Origin of the sequence: Fusobacterium sp. IOR10, from assembly GCF_010367435.1 — a bacterium.
In the GTDB taxonomy this organism is placed as follows: Bacteria; Fusobacteriota; Fusobacteriia; order Fusobacteriales; family Fusobacteriaceae; genus Fusobacterium_B.
In genome coordinates, this window is the sequence record NZ_WJWY01000042.1 from 1 (window position 1) to 12,553 (window position 12,553).

Sequence of the window (12,553 nt, forward strand, 5' to 3'; positions counted from 1 at the left end):
TATGAGGGTACACCTAGTAACATACCGAACCTAGAAGTTAAGCTCATAAACGCTGAAAGTACTTGGGGGGCAGCCCTCTGGGAGGATAAGTACTTGCCAATCTTTTTTTTATTTTTTGGAAAAATATGATATCATATACTATAGAAAAAAAATAAAAATTTATTTGAAGGGAATAAAGTTATGAATAAAAAGAAAGCTATATTTTTAGATAGGGATGGAACAATAAATATCGATAAAGGGTATCTATATAAAAAAGAAGATTTTGAATTTGAAATTGATGCAATAAAGGCATTAAAAAGATTAAGTGATTTAGGATATACATTAATAATTGTAACTAATCAGTCTGGAATAGGAAGAGGATACTATACAAAAACTGACTTAGATATTCTAAACAATCATATGTGTAAGATTCTTTTAAAAGAACAAATAAAAATAGAAAAAATTTATCATTGTCCTCATCATCCAACTAAAGGAATAGGAAAATTTAAAATGGAATGTGAATGTAGAAAACCTAATCCAGGGATGATAGTGGAAGGAATAAAGGAATTTAATATTGATAAAAAAAATTCATATATGGTTGGAGATAAAATATCAGATGTATTGGCTGGAATTTCAGCAGGGGTCAATGCCATATTGCTAGGAAACAAAAATGAAATAAGATTAGAAAAAGAAATAAAAGATAAAATAAGTATATTTGAGAATTTAAATGAATTTTCAATGGAACTTTATAATAAAGAAAAAAAATAAATTTTATTTTGGTTGTAAGAGAGTAGGAAAAAATGATAGAATAAAAAGGATGGAATATGAATAAATTACTTGAAGTTATTGGAAATATATATGATATAAGAGAAAATATTGAATGTATAAAAAAAGTTCAAATGGATAGTAGGAAAGTAGAAAAAGGAGATATATTTTTTGCAATAAATAATGGAGAAAAATATATAGAGGAAGTATTAACAAAGGGAGCTTCACTAGTTGTTACCAGTAACGAAAAATGGAAGAAAAATTCAAAAATTTTAGTGGTAGAGAATGTTATTGAAAGTATGCAGATTATTGCAAAAGAATACAGAAAAAATTTAGAAACTAAAATAATAGGAATTATTGGAAGTAATGGGAAAACAACAGTTAAAGATATATTATATTCAATAATAAATTCAAATTATAGTTCAAAAAAAACAGAAGGAAATTACAATAATCATATAGGAGTTCCTTATTCTATATTGCAGATAGAAGAAAAAGATAAATATGGAATAATAGAAATGGGAATGAGTAACTTTGGAGAAATAAAAGTTTTATGTGAAATTGCAGGTTTAGATTATTCTATAATAACAAATATTGGTGATTCACATTTGGAATTTATGCTAAATAGAAAAAATGTATTTTTAGAAAAAAGCGTAGTTAAAAATTATGTTGAAAATTCACATTTATTATTTTTTGGAGATGACTTTTATTTGAAGTCTTTAAGTGGAATTAGTGTTGGATTTAATAAGGAGAACAAACATATAATATCAAAATACAAATTAGAAAATAATGGTAGTTCTTTCAAGTTAGATGAAGAAACTTATAGTACAAATCTTTATGGGAAGCATAATTGTATAAGTAGCTCATTAGGAATACAAATGGCTTTAATGCTTGGATTATCAGTTTCACAAGTGAAAAAGGGATTGAAAAATATAAAAATAACTCCAATGAGATTTGAAAAAATTGAAAAAAGAGGGGTAACATTTATTAATGATTCATATAACGCTAGTCCAATTTCAATGAAATATTCTTTGGATACTTTCAGTGAGTTGAAATCTGATAAGGATAAAATTGTTATACTTGGAGATATGGAAGAATTAGGAGAAGAAACAATAAGATTTCATTTAGATGTTATAGAACACGCCTTAGAGAAAAATTTTTTCAAAGTTTTTTTATACGGGGAAAAAATGGAAAAAGCATTAAATAAAATTAAATCTAAAAGTAATATAGTCTCATTTCAAGATAAATCTGAAATAAAAGAAATAGTATATAGAGAATTTAATGGGAAATTAATTTTAATAAAAGGTTCCAATTTTAATCAACTTTGGAAAATTATAGAATAGGAGAAGTTAATGTTATATATTTTAGGAATGACGTACATCAAAATGAATTTTTTAAAATCAATTTATTTAAGAGCTTTTATAGGTTTTGTTTTTTCTTTTTTAATAGTTATTTTATTAGGTGAACCATTTATAAAATATCTGAAAAGAAAAAAATTAAAAGAAAAAATAAGGGAATGTGGTCCAGTTTCACATTATTCTAAAAAAGGAACCCCTACAATGGGTGGAGTGTTATTAATTTTAGGCTCATTAATAACAACTTTAATAGTTGGGAATTTAAAGAATAAGTTTACACTATTATTAATTTTAATCACTATATTATTTAGTTTGATAGGCTTTGTAGATGATTATAAAAAATTTACAGTTAATAAAGATGGACTTTCAGGGAGAAAAAAACTATTTGGCCAAAGTCTAATTTCAGTAATAGTTTGGATTTTTATAAAAGAATTTGGATTAACTTCTAGCAATTTATTGGATTTTTCAATAATAAATCCGATGATTCATAATTCATTTATATATATAGGAAGTTTATTTATGTTGATATTTATAATGTTAGTTGTAAATGGAACTTCAAACGCTGTGAATATAACAGATGGTTTAGACGGATTAGCAATAATGCCTGTGATTATTAGTTGCACTATACTAGCTACAATTGCTTATTTTAGTGGGCATATTGAAATGAGTAATCATCTTAGTTTATATTATATAAATGGAGCAGGAGAGATAATGGTTTTCTTATCAACAATTATAGGATCAGGATTAGCTTTCCTTTGGTACAACTGTTATCCAGCCCAGATTTTTATGGGAGATACAGGTTCTCTTGCCTTGGGAGGTATAATAGGGGTAATAGCAGTGCTATTAAAACAGGAATTATTACTTCCTCTTATTGGGGGAATTTTTGTAGTAGAGGCTATATCAGTTATTTTACAAGTTGGTTCTTATAAAATAAGAAAAAAAAGAATTTTTAAAATGGCTCCAATACATCATCATTTTGAACTGATGAATATTCCAGAAAATAAAGTGACATTAAGATTTTGGATAATCTCTTTATTGTTTGGAATAGTTGCTTTAGGGGTAGTAAGATTAAGAGGAATTTTATAATTAACTAGCCATGGATTTAGTCCATGGTTTTTGTCATAAATTTTTAAGAATAATTTTTTTGGGAGGGATAAATTGAATAAAGTTATGATTTTTGGAAACGGAGTTAGTGGTAAAGGAGCAAAAAAGTTATTGGAATCACAAGGGGATATCCCCATAATAGTAGATGATAAAAATGGAATTTCTTCTAAAGAAGCAGAAAACTTGCTTCAAGAAGTAAGCTTATTTATAAAAAGTCCAGGGGTACCTTATAATAATTTATTAAAATTATGTGATGAGAATAATATTGAGATAATAGATGAGATTGAATTAGCTTATAGATATTTAAAGAAAAATAATTTAAAAACTAAAATAATAGCAGTAACTGGTAGTAATGGAAAAACAACAGTTACTAGTAAAATCCAAGAATTATTAAGTATAGCTGGATTAAAGACTGCTTTTGCAGGGAATATAGGAAAATCTTTTGCAGAGCTTGTGGTGGAAAAACCAAGCTTAGATTGCATAGTATTAGAATGTAGTTCATTTCAATTGGAAAATATAAAATTTTTTAAACCAGATATATCTTTAATAGTTAATTTGTCTCCAGATCATTTAAATAGATATGAAGCAGTTGAGGATTATTACAATACGAAACTTAATATTTTTAAAAATCAAACTAAAAATGACTTATTTATTCTTAATTTAAATGATAAAAATTTATTAAAAAGAATGAGCAATTTAAATTGTAAAAAGTTAGGGATTACAATTGGTGAAAATCATGAGGAAGCAAAATGTTATTATGACGGTAAAGATATTATATATGATAATGAAAAATTAATTTCAGATAATTTGTTATCTTTAAAAGGAAAACATAATATAGAAAATATTTTATTTATAATTTCAGTAGCCAAAGAATTTAAAGTTAAAAATGAAATAATAATTGAATTTTTAACAAAAACAAAATCTTTAGAACATAGAATGGAAAGGTTTTATAAGTGGAATAATACAATATTTGTAAATGATTCAAAGGGTACTAATTTAGAATCTACAAAATTTGCTATAGAGGCATACAAGAATGCAATTTTAATTTGTGGTGGAAAAGATAAAGGGTTACCTTTAGAAAATTTATCTAAATTAATAAAAGAGAACATAAAAGAAGTTTATCTTATTGGTAAAATGGCTGAGAGATTAAAAAATTCCCTTATAGAAGTAGGTTATAATAAAGAAAAAATTAATTCTTTAGATACATTGGAAAATTCTATAAAAGATTTAAAAAATAAAATTAAATTAGAAAAAGAAATAATTTTATTATCTCCTTCAACATCTAGTTTTGATCAATTTAAGTCTTTTGAAGAAAGAGGAGAAGTATTTAAGAAAATTGTTATGGAAAATTTTAAACAAGGAGAAATTTTGTGAAAAAAGTTATTATAACAACAGGTGGTACAGGTGGGCATATTTATCCAGCTTTGTCAGTAGCTAAAGAATTAAGAAAAAGAGAAGTGGAAATAATTTTTGTTGGAAGTTCAAGTAGGATGGAAAAGGAAATGGTTCCTAGGGAAGGATTTAAATATATTGGCTTAAATATATCACCTTTAAATTCTTTTTCTAAAATAATAAAGCTTGTAAAAACAATTAGTAAAGCTATTAAAATAATAAATAAAGAAAAGCCAGATGCAGTTATTGGATTTGGAAATTATATATCTTTTCCAATAGTATTTTCAGCTATTTTAATGGGGAAAAAAGTATATTTGCAAGAACAAAATGCAAGCATAGGGTTGGTTAATAAATTATTTTATAGATTTGTAAAAAAGACTTTTTTAGCATTTGAAAAAACCTATGAAGATGTCCCTATTAAGTATCAAAATAAATTTAAAGTTACAGGAAATCCTTTAAGAGAAGAGATTTATAATATTGTTTCTCTAGAAGAAAAGGAAAGATTAAATATAAAAAAAGAAAAAGTTATATTAATAACTGGTGGAAGCTTGGGAGCTCAAAGTATAAATGAGGGAATTCTTAAAAACTGGCATTTATTTATTGAGAATCCAAACATAAAAATCTACTGGGCTACAGGAAAAAATAATTATGATGAAATAATAAAAAAATTGCAGGGAAGAATTAAGGGTCATGTAATAAAACCTTACTTTGATAATATGATAAGTATAATGAGCGCATCAGATTTAGTTATTTGTAGAGCAGGAGCTTTAACTATTTCAGAGCTAATAGAATTAAATAAACCCTCTATATTGATACCTTTCAATTCAATTAAAGTTGGACAATATGAGAATGCAATAGTCTTGAAAGAAAGAGATGGGGCAATAATATATAGCAACAAAGATGTAAATGAGGCAATTGAGGAAGGAATCGAATTATTAAAAAATAGTAGTAGGTTAGATAAAATGAAATTAAAAATAAGATCGTTGAAACATTCTAACGCAACTATTAATATTGTAGAAAGTTTGGATATTTGGGGGAATAAATAATGAAAAATATATTTTTTATTGGAATAAACGGGATAGGAATGAGTGGTTTAGCTAAAATAATGTTAAAATTAGGGTATAATGTTTATGGTTCTGATTTAAAAAAAAATAATCTTTCTGAAGAAATGGTGAAAATGGGAATAAAAATATATTATTCTCATAATGAAAAAAATATAGATGGAATGGATACTATTATAGTTTCAACTGCAATAGGGAAAAGCAATCCAGAATATGCTAAAGGGATAAAAGATAAATTAACAATATTAAAAAGAGGAGAATTATTAGCAAAGTTGTTAAATGATAAATTAGGAATAGCAATAGCAGGAACTCATGGGAAAACAACAACAAGTTCTATGCTAGCAACAGTTGCTTTAGAGAAAGATCCAACAATAGTAGTTGGAGGAATAGTGTCGGAAATCAATTCTAATTCTAAATATGGAAATGGGCAATATTTTATAGCAGAAGCTGATGAAAGTGATAATTCATTTTTATATATGAACCCGAAATATTCAGTGATAACAAATATTGAGGAAGATCATTTGGAAAAACATGGCTCTTTAGAAAATATAAAAAAATCTTTCTATAAATTTGCAATGCAAACAGAGGAAGAAGTAATTATTTGTTCTGATAGTTTAAACACAAAAGAAATTATAGACAAAATTAATAATGTTGAAAAAGTAAAACAGTATAGCCTTAATGATAAAAAAGCAGATATATATGCTGAAAATATAAAAATTAAAGACAATAAAACGTATTTTGACGTTTTTATTTTTGGAAAGTTAATAGGAGAATTTATATTATCTATTCCAGGAAAACATAATATCTATAATTCTTTACCAGTTATCTATATGGCTATAAAAATGGGAATAAAAATAGAAACAATAAAAGAAAAAATTAAAAATTTTTCAGGAGCAAAAAGAAGGTATGATATACTATTAGATAATAAAGAATATAAAATAATTGATGACTATGCTCATCATCCAACAGAAATAATAGCAACATTGGAAGGAGCAAAAAGCATTGAAAAAGAATATATAACAGCAATATTTCAACCGCATAGATTTAGTAGAATAAAATTTTTATTAGATAGTTTTAAGGGAGTTTTTGAGAATGCAGATAAATTAATTTTATTACCAGTTTATAGTGCTGGAGAAAAAGATGACTTTGGTATAACCCTAAATAAATTAGCTGATAAAATTAATCATAAAAATTCAAAAATTATTTTAAAAGAAGATGAGTTACAAGAAGAATTAATTAAAGGAGAAAATAAAAAAGTAGATATATTTATGGGAGCAGGAAGTATCTCTTTAATAGCTCATAGATTTGCCAAAAAAGTTGAAGGGAAAAAAAGTAATGATAATATCAAAAAATTATAATATGAAAAATCATTCTAATATGAAAATAGGTGGAGCAGCTAGAAGTTTTATCGAAATCGAAACTAAAGAAGAAATACCTGAAATTATAAAAAAATCAGACAATTTTTTTATAATAGGAAATGGGACAAATACATTGTTTAATGATAAATTTTTAAATATTGATTTCATTTCATTGAAGAAATTAAAAAAAATAAAAAAAATTGATGAACATAGAATAAATGTAGAAGCAGGATTAGATTTTGGAAGCTTGATTAGATATTTGCAAGAAAATGATTTATCAGGAATTGAAGAGTTGGCAGGAATACCTGGAACTGTTGGTGGCATAGTTTATATGAATGGTGGAGCCTATGGGAAAGAAATATTTGACTATATTGAATCAGTGGAATGTATGGACAGTAGTGGTGTCGTTAAAATTATTGATAAAAAAAATTTAATAGTTGAGTATAGAAATACTGAAATAAAAGAAAAAAATTGGATAATATTAAGTGTTAATTTTTTTCTAAAAAAAGGATTTAAAAGTGAAATAGTTAGGGAAAAAAGAGAGAAAAGAAATAGCAAACATCCAATTGAGAAACCTAATTTGGGAAGTACATTTAAAAATCCGAAAGGCTTCTTTGCAGCAAGATTGATAATGGATTCAGGATTGCAGGGGAAAAAAATTGGGCAGGCCCAAGTTTCTATGAAACATCCTAATTTTATAGTTAATAACGGGGGAGCTTCATTTGATGATGTGATAAAATTAATAGAGAATGTAATAGAGGAAGTTTATAAACAAACTGGAATTAAGTTAGAAAAGGAAATTATCATTTTAAAATAATGTCTATAAAGGGAGGGGAGAACTTGAAAATAGGTGTATTTATGGGAGGAATTTCTTCTGAAAGAGAAATTTCTATAAAAACAGGAACAGCAATTTTAAAAAGTTTACTAAGACAAGGTTATGATGCTTATAAAATAGAACTAAATAAGGATAATATGTTAAAAGCTTTTATAGAAAATGATTATGATGTTGCATTTTTAGCTCTTCATGGAGTCTTTGGAGAAGACGGAAGAATACAAGGATTACTGGATATAATAGGGAAAAAATATACTGGATCATCTATGATAAGTAGTGCAATTTCTATGGATAAAGATTTAACAAAAAAAATAGCAATTAGTGAAGGAATAAAAGTTCCCAAGACATATAAGGTAGAAAATATTAATGAAATAAAATCTTTTCCAGTGGTTGTAAAGCCAGTGATTGAAGGTTCAAGTGTAGGTCTTTATATTTGTGACAATCTAGAAAAAGTAAAGGAAGCTATTTTAGAATTAAAAGGTAAAGAAGTTACAATAGAACAATTTATAGAAGGAGAAGAATTAACTGTTGGAGTTGTGTTAGGAGAACCTCTAGGAGTGTTAAAAATAAAACCTAAAGCTGGTCTTTATGACTATAAGTCAAAATATACACAAGGTATGACAGAATATGAATATCCTGCAATAATAGATAATAAAGACTATAAAAAAGCAATGGAATATGCTAGAATAATTCATAATAGCTTGAAAATGGGAGGAATATCAAGAAGTGATTTTATTTTATCAAAAGATGATCTTTATTTTTTAGAAGTTAATAGTTGTCCAGGTATGACAGAAACTAGTTTAGTGCCAAAATTAGCAACATTACAAGGATATACTTTTGATGATTTGATAAAAAAAGTTATAGAGGAAACTATTTTATAAAAGATAGGTGATATTTTGAAGCTAGTTATTAGATTAATAATTTTATTTTGTTTTTTTAAAGTGACATCTGAGATAAATAATAGTTTTTTAAATAAAGATATTTTTAAAATAAATTCCATAGAGATAGAGGGAGCTGAAAATAGAGTAGCTTTTAAAATAAAAGAGATAGGAAAAACATTTATTAATAGTAATGTTAATTTTATAGACTTTGCTTCTTTGGATAATTTAATTTTAAAAGATAAAAGAATAGAAAAAGTAAATATAAATAAAAAAAAAATAGGGGTTTTGAAGATCAGTGTAAAAGAAAAAGAAATAGATTATTACTTACAATACAAAAAAGAAATATATTTGCTTGATAAAAATGGAGAAATATGTGGTAAACTTAATGAAAAGAGTTTATTAAATATTCCAATTATATATGTTAAATCTAAAAAAGAAATTTTGCCTCTGATTGTATTAATGAAAAAAATAGGTAAAAGCCAATTTAAAAAAATGATTTCTCAAATATATATGGAAAATAAACATTGTATAAATATAATTTTAATGGATGGAACAGTAATAAAAACAAATTTAGAGGTAGATCTGAAAAAATATTACATATCTGAGTGTTTATATTTTGGTTTATCTAAAGATGGTAAGATAGAGTATATAGACATTAGATTTAAGGATTATATTCTTAAATATATGGAGGATAAAAATGGGAAATAATATTTTAAAATTTATTCTAGATATAGGAAATTCAAAAATAAAAATGTTAGCTGGAGAGTTAAGCGAAGATGGCTCTAAACTAAAAATATTGAAACACGTGGAAGTTGATAGTGAAGGGATAAAAAAAAGCATAATAGAAAGTCCAGCACTTTTAAGTGAAAGTATAAGGAAAGCAAAAGAGCTGATAGAAGAAGATTTGAAGTTAAATATTGAAAAAGTTAATTTAGGTATTGGAGGAACAAAGGTATGTTCTAGGACAACAAATATTAAATTAACTTTTGAAGAAGAAAAAGAAATAAAAGAATCAGATTTAAATAAATTATATGAATTAGCAAAAGAGGAATTAAAATATGGTGACGAAGAGATTTTAAAAAAAGAATACTACAATTTAAGAGTTGATAATGCAGGTATTGTTAAAAATCCAGTGGGGTTATCAGGAAAAGAACTTCAAGGAGATATACATCTAGTTTTAACTAAATCAAGTGATATAGAAGATTTAAAAGAAGTTGTAATAAGATCAGGAATGGAGATTGAAAGTATATGTTTCAATGCGTATGCAGCTTCTAGAGCTACTTTAAGCTTTGAAGATAAAGATAAAGGAGTTGCTTTAATTGATATTGGAGAAGGAACAACTGATATAATAATTTATAAAAATAATAAGATGATTTACGTTAAATCCTTATCCCTAGGGGGAATGCATTATATTAGTGATTTAGAATATATATATAAAATATCCAAAGAAGAAGCCTTAAAAATAATGGATAAAGCAATATCTTCAAATGATTTAGAAGAAACTTTTATTATAGGAAATAGAAAAGTATCAACTAAAAATATTATAGATGCAATAAATGCAAGAACAGATGATTTTGTAAAATTTATAAGAAATACCATTCAAGATTCTGGTTTTACAGGCTATTTGGGAAAAGGCATTTGCTTAACAGGTGGGGTTACTAGAATAGATGAAACCTACGATTGGATAAAAGGAAATTTAGGCTATTCAGTTAAACGAGCCTATCCTATTTCAATTTCAGGAATAGAGGATTCTAGACCTGAAATGTCTGTTTGCATAGGAATATTGATAGAAGTAATGGAAGAAGAATATAATAAAATAGAAAAAAATAAAAAACTTAAAGAAAAAGAAGAAAAAGCATTAAAACAAGATGTTATACAAAAGGACAATAAAGAACAACAATTAAATAAAAAGATAGAGAAAGAAAGATTTAAGAAGATAAAAATGTGGTTTTCTAATTTTATATAATTTATTAGGAGGTAGTTTTATGGCGGATAGCATAGTAAGAATTAAAGTTCTTGGAGCAGGAGGCGGAGGCGGAAATGCAATAAACGATATGATTACAGCTGGAGTAGCAGGTGTAGAATTTATAGCAGCCAATACCGATGCACAAGATTTAGATAAATCTTTGGCAGATGTAAGAATTCAATTGGGAGAAAAATTAACTAGAGGATTAGGAGCAGGATCTAATCCAGAAGTGGGAAAAGAAGCAGCAGAAGAAGATACTGAAAAATTGAAGCAATTGTTAGATGAGACAGATATGCTATTTATAACTGCTGGAATGGGTGGAGGAACAGGAACAGGTTCATCACCAGTAATAGCTAAAGTGGCAAAAGAATTAGGGATTTTAACTGTTGGAGTAGTTACTAAACCTTTTGGATTTGAAGGTGGAAGAAGAAAAGGGAATGCAGAAAGAGGAATAGAAGAATTAAGACAATATGTTGATTCTTTGGTTGTTATTCCAAATGATAAATTATTTGAATTACCAGATAAAACAATAACATTACAAAATGCTTTTAAAGAGGCGAATAATATTTTAAAAATAGGGATTAAAGGAGTTGCAGATCTTATTATTGGAAACGGACTTATAAATCTTGATTTTGCAGATGTAAAAACAACAATGGAAAATTCAGGAGTAGCAGTTTTAGGATTTGGAGATGGAGAAGGTGAAAATAGAGCTATGAAGGCAACTGAAAAAGCTTTAATGTCTCCTTTGTTAGAAAAATCAATATCAGGAGCTAGTAAAATACTTTTAAATATTTCAGGATCAGGTGACTTAACATTGATGGAAGCTCAATCTATAGCAAATATAGTTAGAGAGGCAGCTGGTAAAGATGCAGACGACGTAATGTTTGGTGTTAATATTGATAATGAATTAAAAGAAAGAATAGAAGTAACTATAATTGCAAATAACTTTATGGATGAAGTTGAAAAAAATGAACCTTTTATAAATGTTGCTAAAAATACAAAAGATGCAAATGGAGAAGCTGATAAGGGGATAGAAAGTCAACAAAAACAAGATATAGATTTACCACCATGGATAAGAAGTAACAAATAAAATACTTGAAAAACTATTTAAAGTATGTTAGAATACTAGGACCCTGCTCAAATATTTAATTTGGGCTTAAAACCATAGGGAGGAGGTATAAAATGAGAAAATATGAAATTATGTACATTATTAACCCAACTGTATTAGAAGAAGCAAGAGAAGCTGTAATAGCTAAAGTTAATGAAATATTGACAGAAGCAGGAGCAGTAATAGCTAAATCAGAAAAATGGGGAGAAAGAAAGTTAGCTTATCCTATTGAAAAAAAGAAAACAGGATTTTATGTACTAACTACTTTAGAAATGGACGGTACTAAATTAGTTGATGTAGAAAGAAAACTTAACATTACTGAATCAGTAATGAGATATATTCTAGTAAAGCAAGACTAATTGAGAAGTATTGAATATTTATTTAAAGGAGGGATTATAAAATGGCTGATTTTAGAAGAAGAAGAGCTAAACTAAGAGTTAAAGCATCTGAAATTAATTACAAAAATGTAGATCTACTAAAAAGATTTGTATCTGATAAAGGAAGAATCAATCCATCTAGAGTAACTGGTGCTAATGCAAAGTTACAAAGAAAAATAGCTAAAGCTATTAAAAGAGCTAGAAACGTTGCTTTAATTCCATATACAAGAACAGAAAAATAATATTTAAAAGGGTTCTTTGTCAACTGGTGTTGGTGGAGAAAAATAAAAAAATAAATAATGTTTTTGTTCCTTCAGCTTTATGCTGAAGGAATTTTTATTTTTGTTAAATTGCTATAAATTAAAATTCTATTTCTTA

General features: G+C 26.4%; 13 protein-coding genes and 1 rRNA gene. All 14 read left to right on the plus strand.

Annotated elements, in window-relative coordinates; genetic code table 11:
* Positions 1 to 102: ribosomal RNA gene (gene rrf, locus GIL12_RS09210) — 5S ribosomal RNA — on the plus strand; the annotation flags it as partial.
* Between the two features lie 78 nt (positions 103 to 180).
* Positions 181 to 747 (plus strand): D-glycero-beta-D-manno-heptose 1,7-bisphosphate 7-phosphatase, encoded by a 567-nt coding sequence (gene gmhB / locus GIL12_RS09215; protein ID WP_163470186.1) that lies wholly within the window; start codon positions 181 to 183, stop codon positions 745 to 747.
* Between the two features lie 56 nt (positions 748 to 803).
* Positions 804 to 2,084, plus strand: a complete 1,281-nt coding sequence (murF, locus tag GIL12_RS09220) for a UDP-N-acetylmuramoyl-tripeptide--D-alanyl-D-alanine ligase (RefSeq protein ID WP_163470187.1) — start codon at positions 804 to 806, stop codon at positions 2,082 to 2,084.
* A 9-nt stretch (positions 2,085 to 2,093) separates the two neighbouring features.
* Positions 2,094 to 3,182 carry a phospho-N-acetylmuramoyl-pentapeptide-transferase gene (mraY, locus tag GIL12_RS09225; RefSeq protein ID WP_163470188.1) on the plus strand — a complete coding sequence of 363 codons (1,089 nt, stop codon included), beginning with the start codon at positions 2,094 to 2,096 and terminating at the stop codon, positions 3,180 to 3,182.
* Positions 3,183 to 3,254: 72 nt separating this feature from the next.
* Entirely contained in the window at positions 3,255 to 4,574 is a 1,320-nt protein-coding gene (gene murD / locus GIL12_RS09230; protein ID WP_163470189.1) for a UDP-N-acetylmuramoyl-L-alanine--D-glutamate ligase, read from the plus strand.
* Positions 4,571 to 5,638, plus strand: coding sequence for an undecaprenyldiphospho-muramoylpentapeptide beta-N-acetylglucosaminyltransferase (gene murG / locus GIL12_RS09235; protein WP_163470190.1), 1,068 nt, complete (start codon positions 4,571 to 4,573; stop codon positions 5,636 to 5,638). Before murD ends, murG begins: the two co-directional genes overlap by 4 nt.
* Positions 5,638 to 7,011, plus strand: coding sequence for a UDP-N-acetylmuramate--L-alanine ligase (gene murC / locus GIL12_RS09240; protein ID WP_163470191.1), 1,374 nt, complete (start codon positions 5,638 to 5,640; stop codon positions 7,009 to 7,011). Before murG ends, murC begins: the two co-directional genes overlap by 1 nt.
* Positions 6,989 to 7,828 carry a UDP-N-acetylmuramate dehydrogenase gene (gene murB / locus GIL12_RS09245; RefSeq protein WP_163470192.1) on the plus strand — a complete coding sequence of 280 codons (840 nt, stop codon included), beginning with the start codon at positions 6,989 to 6,991 and terminating at the stop codon, positions 7,826 to 7,828. The genes murC and murB overlap by 23 nt, the downstream gene beginning before the upstream one ends.
* Before the next feature lie 23 nt (positions 7,829 to 7,851).
* Positions 7,852 to 8,724 (plus strand): D-alanine--D-alanine ligase, encoded by an 873-nt coding sequence (locus GIL12_RS09250; protein ID WP_163470193.1) that lies wholly within the window; start codon positions 7,852 to 7,854, stop codon positions 8,722 to 8,724.
* A 15-nt stretch (positions 8,725 to 8,739) separates the two neighbouring features.
* Complete coding sequence (locus GIL12_RS09255; RefSeq protein ID WP_163470194.1) at positions 8,740 to 9,432, plus strand: cell division protein FtsQ/DivIB; 693 nt, start codon at positions 8,740 to 8,742, stop codon at positions 9,430 to 9,432.
* A complete protein-coding gene (gene ftsA, locus GIL12_RS09260) occupies positions 9,422 to 10,690 on the plus strand; it encodes a cell division protein FtsA (RefSeq protein ID WP_163470195.1) in 1,269 nt (422 codons plus the stop codon). The genes GIL12_RS09255 and ftsA overlap by 11 nt, the downstream gene beginning before the upstream one ends.
* A 19-nt stretch (positions 10,691 to 10,709) precedes the next feature.
* Positions 10,710 to 11,780, plus strand: a complete 1,071-nt coding sequence (ftsZ, locus tag GIL12_RS09265) for a cell division protein FtsZ (protein ID WP_163470196.1) — start codon at positions 10,710 to 10,712, stop codon at positions 11,778 to 11,780.
* Positions 11,781 to 11,872: 92 nt separating this feature from the next.
* Complete coding sequence (rpsF, locus tag GIL12_RS09270; protein WP_163470197.1) at positions 11,873 to 12,157, plus strand: 30S ribosomal protein S6; 285 nt, start codon at positions 11,873 to 11,875, stop codon at positions 12,155 to 12,157.
* A gap of 41 nt (positions 12,158 to 12,198) precedes the next feature.
* Complete coding sequence (rpsR, locus tag GIL12_RS09275) at positions 12,199 to 12,417, plus strand: 30S ribosomal protein S18 (protein ID WP_163470198.1); 219 nt, start codon at positions 12,199 to 12,201, stop codon at positions 12,415 to 12,417.
* Positions 12,418 to 12,553 lie beyond the last annotated feature (136 nt).

Bases quoted from the DNA above. Each gene is read 5' to 3' on its own strand.
- murB (WP_163470192.1), top strand. From the start codon at position 6,989: ATGATAATATCAAAAAATTATAATATGAAAAATCATTCTAATATGAAA.
- mraY (WP_163470188.1), top strand. From the start codon at position 2,094: ATGTTATATATTTTAGGAATGACGTACATCAAAATGAATTTTTTAAAA.
- rpsR (WP_163470198.1), top strand. From the start codon at position 12,199: ATGGCTGATTTTAGAAGAAGAAGAGCTAAACTAAGAGTTAAAGCATCT.
- rpsF (WP_163470197.1), top strand. From the start codon at position 11,873: ATGAGAAAATATGAAATTATGTACATTATTAACCCAACTGTATTAGAA.
- murF (WP_163470187.1), top strand. From the start codon at position 804: ATGAATAAATTACTTGAAGTTATTGGAAATATATATGATATAAGAGAA.
- gmhB (WP_163470186.1), top strand. From the start codon at position 181: ATGAATAAAAAGAAAGCTATATTTTTAGATAGGGATGGAACAATAAAT.
- murC (WP_163470191.1), top strand. From the start codon at position 5,638: ATGAAAAATATATTTTTTATTGGAATAAACGGGATAGGAATGAGTGGT.
- ftsA (WP_163470195.1), top strand. From the start codon at position 9,422: ATGGGAAATAATATTTTAAAATTTATTCTAGATATAGGAAATTCAAAA.
- ftsZ (WP_163470196.1), top strand. From the start codon at position 10,710: ATGGCGGATAGCATAGTAAGAATTAAAGTTCTTGGAGCAGGAGGCGGA.